Below are 17393 nucleotides of genomic sequence, written 5' to 3' on the forward strand. Positions count from 1 at the left end.
TATCCGTCACTCCTGCTTTTTCAGTTCGATGTGGATGCGTCGCATGGGCATCAAGCCCTGGGGACGCCAGACCATCATCAATACCATGGCTGCGCCGAAAATCAGCATCCGGTACTCGGAGAATTCGCGCGCCAGTTCGGGCAGGATGGTGACGGCAATGGCGGCAAGAATAACCCCCATCTGAGACCCCATGCCGCCGAGCACCACAATGGCCAGAATGATGGCCGACTCGAGGAACACAAACGATTCCGGGCTTATGAAGCCCTGCTTGGAGGCGAACACCGTACCGGCGAAGCCGGCAAAGAAGGCGCCGATGGTGAAGGCAGACAGTTTTACCGCAGTGCGACTCAATCCCAGGGATTTGGCCGCGATTTCATCCTCACGAAGGGCTTCCCAGGCGCGACCGACCGGCATGCGCATCAGGCGGCGAATGACCAGGGCGGTTATCACTGCCAGCACCAGGGCAATCAGGTACAGGAAGATCACCTTGTGCTCGCTGCTGTAGGCTATGCCGAAGGTTTCATGGAAAGACGTGTTGCCTTCCTCTTTGACGCGGCGGCCAAACTCCATACCGAACAAAGTCGGCTCCGGAATACCACCGATGCCATTGGGCCCACCGGTCAGGTTGGTCATGTTGTTCAGCAGAATGCGGATGATCTCGCCAAACCCGAGCGTAACGATAGCCAGATAGTCGCCCCTCAGTCGCAGCACAGGAAAGCCCAGTAACAGGCCGAACAAAGCGGCCAGCAAGGCACCAATCGGCAGGGCCATCCAGAACGACACGCCGAGGTACTCGGAGAGCAGGGCAAAGGTGTAGGCACCGACTGCGTAGAAGGCAACATAACCCAGGTCCAGCAGGCCGGCGAGACCCACCACCACATTCAGGCCGAGGGCCAGCATGATGTAGATCAGCACCAGAGTCGCCAGATCAACCGAGCCCCGGGAAACAAAGAACGGCCAGAACAGCGCCAGTACCAGAATGCCGGTGAGCACCCAGGATTCAATCCGGGCGCGCCTGTTTTCTTCCATGGGTTCTTTATGGGTGCCGAAACCGGGCCTGGTGATGTCGGTGATCGTGCCTACAATCCGGTCCCGGAACAACTGGAATCCGAAGACGATGAGCGCAGCCAAGGCAACCATTACCAGGGTTGTAGCGTCCGCACCGGTCAGGGTGATGTCGACACCCCTGGCTACTAAGTTGAAGCCCAGGATAGGGTAGGAGATAACCAGCGTAATAACTGCGCAAAAAAGCGCGTGTTTCAGATTATTGGCAATCATCAGATCTTCTCAACCTCCGGTTTGCCGAGCAGGCCGGTGGGTTTGAACAGCAGAATCAGAATGAGCAGGCCAAAGGACACAACGTCCTTGTACGCACCACTGATGTAGCCGGAGGTCATGCTCTCGGAAACGCCCAGGATAAGCCCCCCCAGCATGGCGCCGGGAATGCTTCCGATACCTCCCAGGACCGCGGCGGTGAACGCTTTCAGGCCGGCGATAAAACCAAACAGCGGATCGATAGAGCCGTAGTACATGCCCAATAACAGCCCGGCCACCGCCGCCAGGGCGGCGCCAATCACAAAGGTGGCGGCAATGATACGGTTGGTGTCGATGCCCAGCAGGTTCGCCATGCCCAGGTCCTGGGATACCGCACGGCAGGCGCGGCCAATACGGGATCTGGATATAAACAGCGACAGGGCAGTCATGCAGATCAATGTGGTGACGAAGATTGTCATCTGCATATAGGAAATCGAACCCCGGAACGTGTCATCGCCGCCAAAGTCAAAACCGCCCTGAATCATTAATGGAAAGCCGATGTTGCGGGAACCCTGCGCCAGGTGGACATAATTCTGCAGGAAAATAGACATACCGATGGCGGAAATCAGCGGGATCAGCCGGTGGCGGCCTCGAACCGGCCGGTAGGCCGCCCGTTCCACAGCCCATCCCATGGCACTTGAGACAATCACCGCACACACCAGGGCGACGATGAGTATCAGGGGCAGCCAGGAAACGCCGAGAGTCGCCAGGCCGGTGATGGCAATCAGTGCGGTGTAAGCACCGATCATGTAGATCTCACCATGGGCAAAGTTGATCATGCCGATGATGCCGTAAACCATCGTGTAGCCGATGGCGATCAGCGCATAGGTGCTGCCAATCGTCAGCCCGTTGACGAGCTGCTGGATGAAATACAGTGAAGCTTCTGACATTGTGTGTAACTCCGAAAGCCTGCTCCCTCAACGACCGCATCACCAGGGCGTGGGATAACCAGCCCGGCAACGGGAAAGGATCAACAGGAGCCTAGAAAAACACCTTCTCCCGGATCGCGGTGAGAAGGTGCTCTCAGTATTACCGTTTGTTAACGATTGGGGCTTAGTTTACCGGAGTTTTACTTCCATCTGAATGCCATTCGTAAACGACAAACTCGAACGACTTCATATCACCGGCTTCGTTGTATTCCACGGTTCCGATGGGTGTCTCGAACGTGCCGTTGCGGAGGGCTTCGGCCACTTCAAATGGATCGGTTGATTCCGCCTTCTCGATGCCTTCGGCAATTAGTTGAACAGCGGTGTAAGAGGTCAGTACGAACGGGCCGGAGGGGTCTTCACCCTTCGCTTCGAACGCCTCAACCAGTTCCTGGTTTGCTTCTTTCTGGTCGAACGCGGGCGGGAGAGTTACCAGCAGGCCCTCGGCAGCTTCGCCGGCAATGGTGTTGATGTCCTTGTTGCCAACGCCTTCCGGACCCATGAAGATGGCGTCCAGTTCAGCCTGACGTGCCTGGCGCAGAATCAGACCCAGCTCGGGATGGTAGCCGCCGTAATAGACGTAATCGACATCGGCCTGTTTCAGCTTGCTCACCAGCGAGGAGAAGTCCTTGCTGCCAGCAGTGATACCTTCAAACATGGCGATTTCCACGCCCTTGTCCTTCAGGGTGTCACGCACGGCGGTGGCAATGCCTTCACCGTACTGCTGCTTATCGTGAATAACGGCAACACGCTCCGGGTTCAGGCTGGCCAGATAGTTGCCGGCCACCGGGCCTTGCATGCTGTCCAGGCCGATGGTGCGGAACACCAATTCGTAACCACGCTCGGTAATGGCCGGGCTGGTGGAGGCAGGGGTCACCATCAGGATGCCTTCATCCTCATAGATGTCGGAAGCCGGCTGGGTCGAGCTGGAGCAAAGGTGTCCGACCACAAACCGCACGCCATCGTTCACCATGTTGTTGGCAACAGTTACGGCCTGTTTGGGGTCACATACGTCGTCATACTCAACGCCGACGAGTTTCTCTCCCATGACACCGCCATCGGCATTGATCTGTTCGATCGCCATGCGGGCACCGGAAAATTGCATATCACCGTACTGGGCAACGGGGCCGGTCATGGGCCCCGCGATACCTATTTCTATTTCGGCAGCGGCCTGGCCGGCGCCCATTACAGCGATGGAAGTACCAATAGCGGTTACGAGTTTCTTGACTGGTGTTCTCATTGGGTCTGTCCTGTTTTGTGTCAGGGTTTTTCTTATGGTCTCAGCGATGTAAACAAACACCACACCTGCCACCTTGTCAAGCACGCAGATGCAGTGAGTGAGCTTGAATGTCGACTGCGGCTCTCTCCGTGAGGATGCAGCAAAGGGCGTGCCGACCTGTCGCTTCAGGTGTCGGGCTGCTCCTCGTTCTCCGGGAAAATCAGTTTCCGGAAGCTTTCGTGATCCCTTAGTTGTTCAAAGCTGGGGTCGACAGAAGCGTCATCCTTATAGGCCTCGGAAATATTAATCGCCTTTTGCAGCGTCGACACGGCGTCATCCCAGCGGCCTATCTCAGCATAGGCGCAAGCCAGTTGATAGTGGGCATGGCCGTTTTCAGGTGCCAGCTTAAGGGCACGCTGGCAGAGGCTGATCGCCCACAGAGGCTCTTGCATCTCCAGCACCGCATCGGCTTTATAGCTGAGTGCTTCCACGTCGTCCGGGCGAAGATCCAGAATGGTGTCGTAAGCGGAGATCTTGTTCTGCTGGGAGGTTTCCTGACTGGCTTTCAGCCACAGGGAATGCACTTCGTTGGTGCGCTCAATCTCGGCCTGGTTCTGGTGGATGATGTCAGATTTCTGCCTGAGCTGGTCTTCAATGAACTCCAGGCGCTTCTCATACTCCACCACCAGTTCGTTGACCCGCTTCTCGGCCAGGCTGGTGAGCTGATTGCGCATGTCGCGAATGGAGTTCCAGCCTATGACCACCAGAATGGAAGTGGCGCCAGCGATCAGGTAGAAGAAGTAGGTGACGGTGTCGGTAGCGTAGGACATGGTCTTGTCGGCCACCGAGAGTTCCTTGTCCACCACTTTCTCGATCAGCTCGGCCCGGGTGTTCATCATTTCCTTGCGCAGCGCCTTGGTTTCCTCCAGCAGGTACAGCTCAACGAACGGCGTGTACATGGGCTTTTCCGCAGTGTCGATTCGCTGCTGGACGTCCTCGGCTGTGAGATTTTCGCCGGGTTCCTGGGCCATGGTTCCGGCACTGAAAAACAGTGCCATCAGGCATGAAGCGAGGACTGTTGTCAGGCGTTTCCGGGAAGGGGTGTGCGGGAAGGTATTCTGTACTCGGGTATTCATCAGGCGATGTCCGTTTTGCGGAAATTCAACAAGGTGGTGACCTTAGCATAGTGGTTGGCGGAAAAAATGCTGAAATTCGTAAAAGCGCTGGCAGGTCAGCGCAATAGGTGTTCCGGGATTGTGGTTGGCGAGTGGAGGCTGCTGCTTGCAATAATTGGAGCAAAGACCTCTAATAGTTAGTGGTATAAATAATCTGACGACTATGAAGCGGAGTGGTGCGTTGAACAATTATGAAGAGGTTTTGGTGGCGTTGCGCCGGGTGATTCGGGCAACGGACCTGCATTCCAAACGCCTGAGCAAGCATGCGGGGCTGACCGGCCCGCAATTGCTGATTATGCGCAGCATCCGTGATCTGGGCGAGGTCACCATCGGGACTATTGCCGACAAGGTGAGCCTGAGCCAGGCTACCGTGACCACGATTCTGGACCGGTTGGAGCATCGCAAGCTGGTCTACCGCGTTCGCAACACCCAGGACAAGCGCAAGGTGCACGCGCACCTGACGGAGGAGGGCGCGGACATTCTGGCCCGTGCGCCGCAGCCGTTGCAGGAGGATTTTATCAAGAAGTTCCAAAGCCTGGCGGAGTGGGAGCAGACGATGATTCTGGCTGCGTTGCAGCGAGTGGCCAATATGATGGATGCCGACGACATTGATGCGTCGCCGGTGCTGGATGTGGGGCCTGTGCTTCGTGAGGATGGGTGGAAGGCTAAAGCCTGAGCTATGGGGCTGGTCCCGGGGCGGGGGTACCTTTTCTTTGGAAAAAGAACTCGCTTCGCTCGGACACCTTTTTCTGGCAGAAAAGGTACCCCCGCCCCGGGACCGATTCCGGCTTTGTTCGTCGGTCCGGGATTTGTCGGGTTACGCCTTCGGCTAACCCGACCTACAACTCCCCAGGTCGATAACTCCCGCGTAGGTCGGATTAGGCCCACAGGGCCGTAATCCGACAACCAGGCCCCATAATCCCCCCTGATTCAATCAATGCACCGAAGCCCCCTTCTTCGGCTTGTTCCCGAAACACACCTGAAACACATCGCTGTATTGCTTGGCAAAATTAACGGTCAGCCCTTCTTTAAGGTACTCCGGCAACTCCTCATAATCCCCCCGGTTGGCCTCCGGCAGAATCAGGTTGCTGATTTTCTGCCTGCGGGCGGCGATGACTTTTTCGCGGATGCCGCCGACCGGGAGCACCTGGCCGGTCAGAGTCAGTTCGCCGGTCATGGCGAGGTTCTGTTGTGGCGCTTCCCGGCGGGCGATGGACAGCAGGGCGGTGGCCATGGTGACGCCGGCGCTGGGGCCGTCCTTGGGGGTGGCACCTTCGGGGACGTGCAGGTGCACAAAGGATTTGTCGAAGAAGGTCGGGTCGCCCTTGAATCGTTTCAGATTTGAGGACACGTAGCTGTAGGCGATTTCGGCGGACTCCTTCATCACGTCACCCAACTGCCCGGTGAGTTTGAAACCGCGTTGGGTGCTGTGGATGCGCGAGGCTTCAATACTGAGGGTGGCGCCGCCCATGGCGGTCCAGGCCAGGCCTGTTACCACGCCGGTGCCTTTCAGGGATTTTTCCTTCCGGAACGCCGGCTGCCCCAGGTAGGTTTGCAGATCCGGCACGCCGACTTTCACCGGCTGGTCCGGGTTTTCCAGCAATCGCACGATGCCCTTGCGGATGACTTTGTGCAGCAGTTTTTCCAGGCTACGAACACCGGCTTCCCGGGCGTAGCCTTCGATGATCTGTTTGATGGCGGCGTCAGTGATGTTCATCTGCTTCTTCAGCAGGCCGGCCCGCTTGAGTAGCCGCGGCATCAGGAAGTGCTTGGCGATGGCGAGCTTTTCCTCGGCGATGTAGCCAGACAGGCGGATTACGTCCATGCGGTCCAGCAGGGGCCGGGGAATGGTGTCGAGCTGGTTGGCAGTACAGATGAACAGGACCTTGGACAGGTCCATGCGTACATCCAGATAGTGGTCCAGGAATTCCCGGTTCTGTTCGGGGTCCAGGGTTTCCAGCAATGCGGAGGCCGGGTCGCCCTGGAAGGAGGCGCCGATCTTGTCGATTTCATCCAGCATGATCACCGGGTTCGACACCTTCGAGTCTTTCAGGGCCTGCACGAATTTGCCGGGCATGGCGCCTATGTAGGTGCGGCGGTGGCCCTTGATTTCGGCTTCGTCGCGCATGCCGCCCACACTGAAACGGTAGAACTGGCGGCCAAGGGCATCGGCCACGGAGTGCCCTATGGAGGTCTTGCCCACGCCGGGCGGGCCTACCAGCAGCAGGATGGAGCCGCTGACTTCGCCTTTGAAGGTGCCTTCTGCCAGGAACTCGACGATGCGGTCTTTCACGTCTTCCAGGCCATCATGGTCGCGATTCAGGATGCAGCGGGCCTCGGCCAGGTCGAAATGGTCTTCCGACGTTACGCCCCAGGGCACCTGTGTCAGCCAGTCGAGGTAGTTGCGGGTAACGCCGTATTCCGGTGAACCCTGTTCCAGCACCTGGAGTTTCTGGAGCTCATCGTCAAAGCGTTCCTGTACCTGCTCCGGCGGGTTGAGTTTTTCCATGCGCTCGCGGAAACGCTCGGCATCGGCGGTTTTGTCGTCCTTGGCCATGCCCAGCTCTCGCTGAATCACCTTAAGCTGTTCCTTCAGGAAAAACTCACGTTGGTGCTTCTGCACCTTGTCGTTCACTTCCTCACTGATTTCCGCCTGCAGGCGGGCAACTTCCTGCTCTTTGGCCATCAGCAGCAGCACTTTCTCCATGCGCCGCAGCAGGGGCACGGTATTCAGCACTTCCTGCAGCTCGTTTCCCGGAGCACTGGTCATGGAGGCGCCGAAATCGGCCAGTGGAGAACTGTCGTCTGGTCCGAAACGGGACAGATACTGCTTCACTTCCTCGCCGTAGAGCGGGTTGGTGCGCAGCAGTTCCTTGATGGAGCTGATGATCGCAAGGGTGTAGGCTTTTAGTTCATCGGCAGCCTCTTCCGGTTCTTCCGGGTACTCCACCTCCACCAGATAGGGCGGCCGGCGCCGGAGCCATTGGGTAATGCGGAAGCGTTGCAGGCCCTGGGCAATGAACTGAACCTTGCCGTTGTCTCCCTGGGCATGGTGAACCCGCACGGCACAGCCGACGGTTTCCAGCTCTTCACTACCCGGGATGCCTTGCTCGGGGTCGGTGTCCTCCACAAAGCAGATGCCCAGCACCTTGTGGTCGGTCTCGCCCACGCGTTTGAGAGTTTCCTGCCAGGGGTTCTGGTTAACCACTATCGGCTGCACCTGGGCGGGGAAGAACGGCCGGTTGGACACAGGCAGAACGTACATGCGCCGGGGCATCTGCTGTTTTGGCAGTACCAGGCTCTTGCTGTTCTCGTCCTTGCCGATGTATTCGGTCGGGTCTTCTTCGGGTGCTTCAAAAGTGTCGTCGCGGTTGTCGTCGTTCATACCGTGCAAGCATCCTCCGGGGGGTGTTGATCCGGGGAACTGTGCTCCCGGGCCTACTGCCTATGTAGCGGCGCCGGCCATTATTTCAAGGCAAGGAGAGGTATTTGCGTGGATTGCTGCAGAATAACGGGGAAACCTTGAATTTCGGCCTCCAGCCCCCACTACCAACAACAATCCGTTAACAACATTTCAGGAACCCACTTTCAGGTGCCATCCATGAGTAACTCGCCGTACGTTTTTGAAGCCACGATGGAGAACTTCCAGCAGGATGTGATGGAAGCTTCGTCCCGAACACCCGTGCTGATTGATGTATGGGCAGAGTGGTGTGCGCCCTGCAAGCAGTTGATGCCGCTTCTGGAAAAGCTGGCGGATGAGTACAAAGGCGGATTCCTGCTGGCCAAGGTCAACGCTGACGAGCAGCAGCAACTGACCGGTAGCCTGGGCGTGCGCAGCCTGCCCACCGTGATCCTGGTGAAAGACGGCCAGGCGGTTGATGGCTTCAATGGCGCGTTGCAGGAGAGCGAAATCCGCAAGGTCCTCGACAAGCACATTGAAATACCGGAAGACGAAGAGGCGCCTTACGACAAGGCTCACCGTCTCTGGGAAGAAGGCGACGTGGAGGCGGCCCTGGCGGTCCTCACCGAGATGAACCGGAACAACCCGGAAGACCTGAAAGTGCTGATTGACCTGGCTCAACTGAAGGCCGAGCTGGGCGACCTGGAAACCGCCGAACAGGTGCTGGAAAGCCTGCCGCCGGAAGAGAAAATGCAGCACCAGGCCAAACAGCTGGCGGCACGCATCAAATTCCTCCGGGCCTCAGCCGAACTGCCGCCGATCAAGGAGTTGGAAGATTCTCTCGATAAAGACCCGAAAGATCCCAACGCCCTGCACCTTTTGGCGCTGCACCACATCCTGCAGGAGAACAACGCCAAAGCCATGGAGCTGTTGATTCGACTGATGCAGGTGGACAGCAAGTATAAGGACGAAGTGGCGAAAACCACACTGATTGAGCTGTTTGACAAGCTGGGTAACAACAACCCGGATGTGCGCACCTATCGGCGCAAGCTTTATACCCTTATGCACTGACCGATCTGTCAGGGCCACTGCAATCGTAGGTCGGGTAGAGCCAAAGGCGAAACCCGACGGGTACTCTCCAACGCCGAAACTTCTCCCTAAATCCCAGGCGGTGAAATCTGCCAGTGATAACGTGCGCTAGCTGTTACTCAGTTGCGCGAGCGCCGCTGCAGCCGCGTTTTTCACATGGAGAGCGGCAGCTTTGCGGGCGGCTGACGCATCCCTGGAAGATAGCGCTTCCATAAGCTTTTCTAATTCTTCAATGCTTTTTTGGGTTCTACCTGCTGTTTTCAGAGAAGTCGCCCGCAGCAAAGTCACTCGAGAGTTTAGCATGCGTAGGGTATCCCCCAGCGCTTCGTTGCCTGAACCCTCTATCAAACAGTCGTAAAAGTGGTTTTTGGCTTTGAGCCGGTCAATCGGGCCGCTTTCAGTTAGTGCTATCTTCAGTTCCTCAAAAGCGTTCTTCAAGGCTGATCTCTGAGCATCAGATGCATGCTCAGCAAACAGTTCGCTTGCGAGGCCTTCCAATTCTGTCCTGACTGCATAGATTCCTTTCGCCTGGGTTACCGTCAGGGTCGCAACCACCGGGCCGCGATGGGGAATAATGTGAATCAGACCTTCAGACTCCAGTTGGCGCAGAGCCTCTCGCACTAACGTTCGGCTCACACCAATCATTTCGCAGAGCTCCCGTTCGGGAAGCCGTTCGCCAGGTTGAAAATGTCCTACTGCAATCGCGTTGCGTATATTTTCAGTCACACTATGTCGGAGCGGTGCTGCAGAGCGCACTACTCGGAAATTGGGCGCTTCATTCATGAGAGAGGCTCAAATGGGTCACACATCGGTCGGATTATCTGTATTTAATCTGAAGATATTTTACAAGCTCAACCACGCCGCATATTACCATAACCTCGGGCGTGGTTGAGGTCATTTGCTCAACAAAAGCAAGACCAATGCCTGCTACTTGTCCAATACATCCCGGATTTTTTGCACATAAGCGGGACCGTCAAAGCCAACTTCTTCCGCTCTCTGATACCAAGAATCGTACGCGCCTTGAGTGTACTTTTCCTGGTTCAGCTCAGCTCGCTCTTTCTCTGAAGCGCTCCAGACTTTGGCGCCGTCTTCCTCCATCTGATCCATTGCTTTCTGCACAAAGTCTTTATACCCGCCGAAGGCTTCTTTCTGCAGTTCGTCCATTGCACCTTGGATCTGCTCCTGAATGTCTGAGGGGAGCTTCTCCCACTCATCCTTATTCATCAGAATAGCCCAGCCGGTAACGGGAGCGATTCCCCAATCCTGTACATGGGGAGCTTCGCGCCAGATGTCCATTGTTCCGCCTACACAGGCAGACGTGAATACACCGTCAATAACGCCACGCTCCAATGCGGGCACAATTTCTGTCATTGGCATCGGCGTACCTTTGCCGCCCAGCGACTCAATCAGGCTGGCAGTCTGTGGGTTGTGGACACGAAGTCTTTTTCCTTTAAAGTCTTCAACTGAATGGATGGGCGTCTTGGAGAAAAGTCGGGTATTGCACCACGCACCTTCGGCGAAGACCTTTGCGTTCCAGGATTCGTCCCAGATTCGGGCTACATCCTCGGCCCAGAAGGCATTACGCACTTTCTGGTAATCGTCGATATTTTCGATCAAACCAGGCAGGTTGAAGATACCCATGCGGGGCTCATCGCCAGCCAGATAGGTATGAAGAGCAGCTGACATGGGGAGGCGACCGTCTCGCACAGCTGAGGCGACTTGTGACGCAGCGATCAGCGAGTCGCTCACAGTTACTTCGACTTTGCCATTAGTCGCCCTTGCAACCCGCTCCGGGACGCTTGTCGTCATTTTTCCATAGATGTCGCCCGGGGATACGATCGCCCCCATAGTGAATTCATATTCTGCCTCTTCAGCGACAGCTGGCATCGAAAAAGACCCTGCTACAAGGGCGGCCGCCAGAGTCTGGCCCATGATTTTTCTGGCAAATGAAAAACTTGTTACGCATTGCATTGTCATTGTTTTTTCCTCCGGATTATCTGAACGCTATCCTGATGCTCGCGGGATTCCGAATAAGAACCACTTGCTTGCACCAAGGCGTAGTACCGTAATACAATATGACAAAGAGTTCGTCAATAGAATACTAATAATAGGCTTGGGCTGACGAGTTTGTATTTGGCTGCCCAATGCTCCGCACAGAGCCGTCAACATGGGCGAGAGTTATGGGAGAAAGCAAGATGCCCCACAGTTATCTGGATGCAGTACCGCACGAAAGTGAAACCCTAGAAAAACGGGAGCCAACTGACTCCCCGCATCCTATCTCGCGCAGTATTGACGGGCTATGCAGCCTGGCTGGAATTATAAGCGCTGCCGGTCTTCTCATTATGACCGGAATTATTTGCTTCGAGGTGATTTCGCGTTATTTCTTCAATTCCCCAACCTCTTGGAGCATTGAGATTGCGACTTACATTTTTGTTGCAATCGCTTTCTTGGGGCTGTCAGTGGCACAGCGAAGTGGTAGCCACGTTCAGGTCGAGATTCTGGTTAGTCGGCTGGATGGGCCACGACGAACGCAGGTGGAGCTTTCCGCTTGTTGGATCTCACTGTTTTTTGTGGGGGTCGCGGCCTGGCAGATGGCGAAGTTCAATTACAGGGAATATGTCAATGGCACCAGGGATTGGGGCCTGTTGGCTACCCCGCAGTGGATCCCCGAACTGGCCGTAAGTCTCGGTCTTATCCTATTTGCAGTTTCCATTCTGGGCGAAATCTTTCGTCTGCGCCCGCCTCGCTCAATGTTTGAACAATGGATTGTTCCCCTCATAAGTCTGGTTCTGGTTGCCGGCCTCTTGCTCATCGGCAATGAACGGATTGAGCTATTTGAGAGTGGGCTTACCCTTGGTCTGGTGAGTATCTTTGTCGCCCTCTTTGCGTGTGCCTGGGCCTGGAGCGGATTACGGATCGCGTCAGTCTTTGCTTTATCTTATCTTGCGCTTGGCCTCCTCTACTACGCACTTGGTGACACCAGCAAGTTGTCAGTCGGATTGTTGTTGGTGGGGAGTCTTCTGTTGTTACTTTTGGCTGGTGTCCGGGTGGGGCTCGCGATGGGGGTCGTTGGTCTACTTGGGCTGCTGCTACTTTTTTCGTCTCCCAACTTGGCAATGCTGGCAGATCGGTCGTGGACCAGCATTAATACGTTTACGCTTACCGCAATCCCAATGTTTGTGCTAATGGGGCACTTCTTGATTCGAAGCGGGGTTACGAGCGATCTTTTCGACACCATGACTTGCTGGTTTGGCCGTATGCCGGGCGGGCTTGCTAATGCGAGTGTCGGTGCGTCTGCGGTATTTGCAGCAGTGTCAGGTTCCAGCCTGGCAACAGCCGCCACGCTTGGCCAAGTGGCTGCGCCCGAAATGATGCGTCGAGGATATAGTGCCCGCCTCACCTACGGAGTAGTTGCTGCAGGGGCCACACTGGGCATTCTTATCCCCCCCAGTATTGCAATGATCATATACGGGAACGTGGTCGGGGTTTCCATCACCCAACTGTTTCTCGCGGGCATGGTGCCGGGTGCAATACTCATAGGCCTTTTCATTACTACTGTGCTTGTGTGGTCAGTCTTTGTTCCAGGTGCCGCGCCAAAAGAAGAGTCTCGTCGCCTGGGAGAGAAAGTCGCGTCTCTGGGTAAGCTTCTTCCATTCCTGATCCTGATTACCGCAGTGCTGGGGTCCCTGTATGCGGGCATCGCGACCCCTACTGAAGCCGGAGGCGTGGGTGCGCTTATCGCGATGCTGTTATGCCTCCAACGTAAGAAGCTCACGGTAAAGCTTGTCTACGAGACGGCACTGGAAACCGTCCAGGTGACGGCATTCATTATGCTGATTGTCGTTGGTGCGGCAATATTCAGTTGGGTATTCGATTTTCTACAACTGCCCAGGGAAATGGTTGAGTACGTGCAGGGCTCGAATCTGGCCCCTTGGGTAGTAATGCTGGCAATTGGTGGAGTGTATCTGGCATTGGGGACGATCATTGAGTCTATTTCCATGATGCTGATGACGCTTGCCGTCACCTATCCCATAGTGATTTCCCTTGGCTTCGACCCTATATGGTTCGGTGTGGTTCTGGTGCTGCTCATCGAAATCGGGCTGGTAACGCCCCCGGTGGGGATCATTCTGTTCATTCTCCGCGGCCTTAGTGATTCCGTGCCATTAAAAGAAATTGTCCTTGGTGTAGTTCCCTTTGTGTTGATTATGTTGAGTTTCATCGTCTTTCTCTACTTCTTCCCTGAAGTCGTGCTTTGGCTTCCTGAAAAGATGAACGATTAATTTACTAAACCCTCAAATTTGCAGGAGCAAATAGTATGTCGTTACCAAAACTGGGCTTTATAGGCATTGGTCGCATGGGTATGCCAATGGCTAGAAGACTCATTCAGGCTGGGTACTCCGTGGTTGTCTTTGATCCCAACGCAGAGGCAGTGAAGTCCTTGGTTAAAGAGGGGGCAACTGGTGCTGAAAATCCCGCAGAAGTTGCCACTAACAGCGAAGTTATTTTGCTGTCCCTGCCCACCCCCGACATCGTGGACGCCGTTGCTTTTGGGGAGAACGGCATTGTTTATGGAGTGGATTCTGACACTCAGAAAACCGTGATTGATCTTTCAACAACCGGACCCGAAGGCGCCAGGGCATTGGCGGAAGGTCTGTCGAGCAAGGGCATCAAGTCCATAGACTGTCCCGTGAGCGGCGGTGTCGGCGGTGCAGAGAAAGGAACCCTTGCGCTGATGGCCTCCGGTGACCCCTCGGTTGTCGAGAATGTTGGTGATGTGTTGAAGGTGTTGGGAAATTCCTTCCTCGTCGGGCCGGAACCTGGTATGGGTCAAATGATTAAAGTCATCAACAATCTGGTTTCGGTCACAGCGTTGGCGATAACTTCAGAAGCTCTTGTGCTGGGTACGAAGGCCGGGCTCAACCCTGATGTCATGGTTGATGTCTTCAATGCCAGCAGCGGTCAGAGCAATGCGAGCCTGACCAAGATTCCGAAATTTGTACTTACCCGCAGTTTCGATTTCGGTTTTGCTCTCGACCTATCCGTCAAGGATGCGCGGCTCTGCCTCGAACAAAGCGAGGCTCTGGGTGTGCCTATGGTAGTTGGTTCTGCTGTTCGGGAGATGTTGAAAATAACGAAGGCCAAGCTCGGCCCCCAGGCTGACATGACCTCAATCATTCAGCCTGTCGAGGAATGGGCCGGAATTAAAGTTCGCGGGGCAAACGCCAAGCCAGAAAACAGCTGAAAGGTCAGGCTATGAAGATAGGCACGGAGAGGGCGGGTAACGAAGAGCAAAGTCACACTTCCAGATATCTTGCTCAGTTTCTCGTCTCGGCGCGATTGGATGAAATGCCCGAGGCTCTGATCCACGAGGCGAAACGTTCTATTCTAAATGGTTTCGCAACGGCCTTTGCAGGCTGCAGTGATGCCGCTATGGAGAGATTGGTCAAGACGCTCAGCGGGTTTTCGGGGCGGCCCCAGGCGAGCCTCACAGGTCGGAAGGAGCGTTTTGACGTGCTTACGGCTGCCTTTCTGAACGCAGTCAGTACCAACGTCTTCGACTTCGACGACACTCACCCTGGCACCATTATTCATCCCACAGCGCCTGTTTCGCCAGCGTTGTTTGCACTGGGTGAGCACCGGCCTTTTTCCGGTCGTCGTCTACTTGAGGCATTTATTCTGGGTGTGGAATTGGAGTGTAGGTTAGGGAATGCTATCTCCCCTGGTCACTACAAGCGGGGCTGGCATATCACTTCGACTTGTGGCGTGTTTGGTGCCGCTGCTGCGACGGGCAAGATTCTCGGGCTGGATAAGGAGCGGATGGTCTGGGCACTGGGAAACGCCTCTGCTCAATCAAGCGGTCTTGTGGAGACGCTGGGGAGCATGGCGAAGAGCGTCGGCGTCGGCAACGCGGCGCGGAATGGCCTGTCGGCCGCTTTGATGGCCGGTAACGGCGTAGAAGGCCCAGGCAGGCCTCTTGAAGGTGAGCGAGGGTTCTTGAAGGTAACGTCTGATTCACCAAACTTGCCTGCCCTGGTGGAAAATCTTGGTAGCAACTGGGAACTATCAAGAAACACCTATAAGCCCTATCCATGTGGAGTGGTGCTCAATCCCGTCATCGAGGCCTGTCTGGAAATAGCAAATGCTCCGGATTTTGATGCGAGCCGGATTCAAAGTGTGACAATCAGCGGTCATTCATTGCTTCGTGAGCGCGCTGATCGTCCGACGGTCGAAACTGGGCGCGAGGCCCAGGTAAGCGCTCAGCATGCTGCTGCGGTCTGTTTACTCTACAAGGCCTCTAGCCTGAACGAGTTTTCTGACGAAGCGGTGAATCGAAAAGACGTCCTCTGGTTGCGCAAAAAAGTGAAAGTTGTCGTCGATGATGCGGCCATGGTGGGGGCTGCGCACGTGATTGCAGTGTATACCGACGATACCGTTTTGGAAGCGACTGTTAAGCACGCTCGTGGGGATGCAGAGTATCCTCTGAGCGACAGGGACATTGAGGAGAAACTTCGCGACCTGATTGTTTACGGTCGTTCCGGGGTGGACCCGGAGCCCATTATAGATGCGATCTGGCGGCTTGATCAGATCAAGGATGTTTCAGAGATTATGGCCTTAGCTCGACTATGAAGAATACCTCGCCGACCTAAACCTTTTCGCGGGTCTGCCTGACCAGACGCGCCGCTTGGCCTTACTGATAAGGAAACCGCAATGAAACTTGAAGATTCCAAGCTTTTTCGCCAGCAAGCATACATTGACGGCACCTGGCTGGATGCCGACACCGGGCAGACTATCGAAGTCAGCAATCCTGCTACCGGAGAGATCATCGGCAGCGTACCCAGGATGGGCGCGACCGAAACGAGTCGTGCCATTGGCGCGGCCAATCGAGCCCTCCCTGATTGGAGGCGGCTTACCGCCAAGGAGCGCTCGAATAAATTGCGCCGCTGGTTCGAGCTTCTCACGGAAAATCAGGATGATCTTGCCTTACTGATGACTCTGGAGCAGGGCAAGCCGTTGGCCGAAGCCAAAGGTGAAATCAGCTACGCAGCCTCTTTTATCGAGTGGTTTGCTGAGGAAGCCAAGCGAGTTTATGGCGATACCATTCCCGGCCATCAGTCGGACAAAAGGCTGATCGTGATCAAACAGCCAATCGGGGTTACGGCGGCGATTACGCCGTGGAACTTTCCGGCCGCAATGATCACCCGGAAGGCTGGTCCGGCGCTGGCTGCGGGGTGCACCATGGTGCTCAAGCCGGCATCGCAAACACCGCTCTCTGCATTGGCTTTGGTCGAGCTGGCAGAGCGTGCCGGTATCCCCAGAGGCGTTCTGAATGTTGTGACCGGAAGCGCAGGGGATATTGGTCAAGAACTGACCGGCAATCCGATTGTGCGCAAACTATCATTCACCGGATCGACGGATATAGGTCGTCAGTTGATGGCCGAGTGCAGTCAAGACATCAAAAAGGTTTCTCTCGAATTGGGGGGGAATGCGCCGTTTATCGTCTTTGAAGATGCTGATCTGGACGCTGCAGTCGAGGGCGCCCTAGTCTCCAAATACCGCAATAATGGCCAGACCTGCGTCTGCGCAAACCGCCTCTATGTGCAGGATAGTGTATTCGAGGCGTTTACTGAAAAGCTGAAGTTGGCTGTGGCCAAGCTGAAGGTTGGCAATGGCCTGGAGGAAGGCGTCACTGCCGGGCCACTGATTGACCAGAAGGCACTCGCAAAAATACAGGAGCACATTGATGATGCTCTGAACAAAGGAGCCAGACTGGTCACTGGTGGCAAACCCCACGCCCTGGGAGGCTGTTTCTTCGAGCCAACCATTCTTGCTGACGTGCCGGCTTCTGCGTTGGTCGCCAAGGAAGAAACATTTGGTCCGCTCGCACCATTATTTCGATTCAAGGACGAGGCAGAAGTGGTTGCCATGTCCAACAACACTGAGTTTGGGCTGGCCTCATATTTCTACGCTCGTGATCTTGGCCGTGTGTTCCGTGTGGCTGAGGCTCTGGAATATGGGATGGTCGGCATCAACACAGGCCTTATTTCCACCGAAGTGGCACCTTTTGGCGGCATAAAGTCCTCAGGACTGGGCCGTGAAGGCTCCCGGTATGGCATTGAAGACTACCTGGAAATAAAGTATCTGTGTCTAGGAGGAATAGAGGGTTTATAAGCTGCCAAGAAATATCCGACACTGAAGTGCAATCTCGCCGGCTTATCTTATGGCCGGCTCCAGATTATTTTGGAGCCAGCCATGCCAACGCTGAGCATGTG

Annotated in this window: 13 protein-coding genes; 6 read left to right on the forward strand and 7 right to left on the reverse strand. The window is 55.5% G+C overall.

Annotated elements, in window-relative coordinates:
* Positions 1-6: 6 nt before the first annotated feature.
* The 4 genes from NLU14_RS04890 to NLU14_RS04905 all read right to left on the reverse strand — a co-directional run bounded on the left by NLU14_RS04890 (position 7) and on the right by NLU14_RS04905 (position 4517).
* On the reverse strand, positions 7-1278 hold the full coding sequence (locus NLU14_RS04890) for a high-affinity branched-chain amino acid ABC transporter permease LivM (RefSeq protein ID WP_275705051.1): 1272 nt from the start codon (positions 1276-1278) through the stop codon (positions 7-9).
* Positions 1278-2204 carry a high-affinity branched-chain amino acid ABC transporter permease LivH gene (gene livH / locus NLU14_RS04895; RefSeq protein ID WP_275705052.1) on the reverse strand — a complete coding sequence of 309 codons (927 nt, stop codon included), beginning with the start codon at positions 2202-2204 and terminating at the stop codon, positions 1278-1280. Before livH ends, NLU14_RS04890 begins: the two co-directional genes overlap by 1 nt.
* 163 nt (positions 2205-2367) lie before the next feature.
* A complete protein-coding gene (locus NLU14_RS04900) occupies positions 2368-3480 on the reverse strand; it encodes a branched-chain amino acid ABC transporter substrate-binding protein (protein WP_275705053.1) in 1113 nt (370 codons plus the stop codon).
* 164 nt (positions 3481-3644) lie between these two features.
* A complete protein-coding gene (locus tag NLU14_RS04905; RefSeq protein ID WP_275705366.1) occupies positions 3645-4517 on the reverse strand; it encodes a TPR end-of-group domain-containing protein in 873 nt (290 codons plus the stop codon).
* A gap of 298 nt (positions 4518-4815) precedes the next feature.
* Between NLU14_RS04905 and NLU14_RS04910 the strand changes: the two genes are divergently transcribed.
* Positions 4816-5310, forward strand: coding sequence for a MarR family winged helix-turn-helix transcriptional regulator (locus NLU14_RS04910; protein WP_275705054.1), 495 nt, complete (start codon positions 4816-4818; stop codon positions 5308-5310).
* A gap of 258 nt (positions 5311-5568) precedes the next feature.
* On the opposite strand, the gene lon is transcribed toward NLU14_RS04910, so the two are convergent.
* Positions 5569-8019, reverse strand: coding sequence for an endopeptidase La (gene lon, locus NLU14_RS04915; protein ID WP_275705055.1), 2451 nt, complete (start codon positions 8017-8019; stop codon positions 5569-5571).
* A 216-nt stretch (positions 8020-8235) separates the two neighbouring features.
* Here lon and NLU14_RS04920 point away from each other — a divergent pair, with 216 nt between their 5' ends.
* Positions 8236-9105 (forward strand): thioredoxin family protein, encoded by an 870-nt coding sequence (locus NLU14_RS04920; RefSeq protein ID WP_275705056.1) that lies wholly within the window; start codon positions 8236-8238, stop codon positions 9103-9105.
* A gap of 126 nt (positions 9106-9231) precedes the next feature.
* On the opposite strand, the gene NLU14_RS04925 is transcribed toward NLU14_RS04920, so the two are convergent.
* Both NLU14_RS04925 and dctP read right to left on the reverse strand, forming a co-directional pair.
* Positions 9232-9849, reverse strand: coding sequence for a GntR family transcriptional regulator (locus NLU14_RS04925; protein ID WP_275705058.1), 618 nt, complete (start codon positions 9847-9849; stop codon positions 9232-9234).
* Between the two features lie 201 nt (positions 9850-10050).
* Complete coding sequence (gene dctP, locus NLU14_RS04930) at positions 10051-11100, reverse strand: TRAP transporter substrate-binding protein DctP (protein WP_275705059.1); 1050 nt, start codon at positions 11098-11100, stop codon at positions 10051-10053.
* A gap of 218 nt (positions 11101-11318) precedes the next feature.
* Here dctP and NLU14_RS04935 point away from each other — a divergent pair, with 218 nt between their 5' ends.
* From NLU14_RS04935 to gabD, 4 genes are all read left to right on the forward strand, one after another.
* Positions 11319-13403, forward strand: a complete 2085-nt coding sequence (locus tag NLU14_RS04935) for a TRAP transporter large permease subunit (RefSeq protein ID WP_275705060.1) — start codon at positions 11319-11321, stop codon at positions 13401-13403.
* 35 nt (positions 13404-13438) lie between these two features.
* Positions 13439-14365, forward strand: coding sequence for an NAD(P)-dependent oxidoreductase (locus NLU14_RS04940; protein ID WP_275705061.1), 927 nt, complete (start codon positions 13439-13441; stop codon positions 14363-14365).
* Between the two features lie 11 nt (positions 14366-14376).
* On the forward strand, positions 14377-15750 hold the full coding sequence (locus NLU14_RS04945; RefSeq protein WP_275705062.1) for an MmgE/PrpD family protein: 1374 nt from the start codon (positions 14377-14379) through the stop codon (positions 15748-15750).
* Between the two features lie 81 nt (positions 15751-15831).
* On the forward strand, positions 15832-17292 hold the full coding sequence (gene gabD, locus NLU14_RS04950) for an NADP-dependent succinate-semialdehyde dehydrogenase (protein WP_275705063.1): 1461 nt from the start codon (positions 15832-15834) through the stop codon (positions 17290-17292).
* Positions 17293-17393: the final 101 nt, after the last annotated feature.

The sequence above is a fragment of the Marinobacter iranensis genome, from assembly GCF_029207565.1.
Classification (GTDB): Bacteria; Pseudomonadota; Gammaproteobacteria; order Pseudomonadales; family Oleiphilaceae; genus Marinobacter; species Marinobacter iranensis.

Coding starts and splice junctions, on each gene's coding strand:
- NLU14_RS04890 (WP_275705051.1), bottom strand. CDS start 1,278: ATGATTGCCAATAATCTGAAACACGCGCTTTTTTGCGCAGTTATTACG.
- livH (WP_275705052.1), bottom strand. CDS start 2,204: ATGTCAGAAGCTTCACTGTATTTCATCCAGCAGCTCGTCAACGGGCTG.
- NLU14_RS04900 (WP_275705053.1), bottom strand. CDS start 3,480: ATGAGAACACCAGTCAAGAAACTCGTAACCGCTATTGGTACTTCCATC.
- NLU14_RS04905 (WP_275705366.1), bottom strand. CDS start 4,517: ATGGCACTGTTTTTCAGTGCCGGAACCATGGCCCAGGAACCCGGCGAA.
- lon (WP_275705055.1), bottom strand. CDS start 8,019: ATGAACGACGACAACCGCGACGACACTTTTGAAGCACCCGAAGAAGAC.
- NLU14_RS04920 (WP_275705056.1), top strand. CDS start 8,236: ATGAGTAACTCGCCGTACGTTTTTGAAGCCACGATGGAGAACTTCCAG.
- dctP (WP_275705059.1), bottom strand. CDS start 11,100: ATGACAATGCAATGCGTAACAAGTTTTTCATTTGCCAGAAAAATCATG.
- NLU14_RS04935 (WP_275705060.1), top strand. CDS start 11,319: ATGCCCCACAGTTATCTGGATGCAGTACCGCACGAAAGTGAAACCCTA.
- NLU14_RS04940 (WP_275705061.1), top strand. CDS start 13,439: ATGTCGTTACCAAAACTGGGCTTTATAGGCATTGGTCGCATGGGTATG.
- NLU14_RS04945 (WP_275705062.1), top strand. CDS start 14,377: ATGAAGATAGGCACGGAGAGGGCGGGTAACGAAGAGCAAAGTCACACT.
- gabD (WP_275705063.1), top strand. CDS start 15,832: ATGAAACTTGAAGATTCCAAGCTTTTTCGCCAGCAAGCATACATTGAC.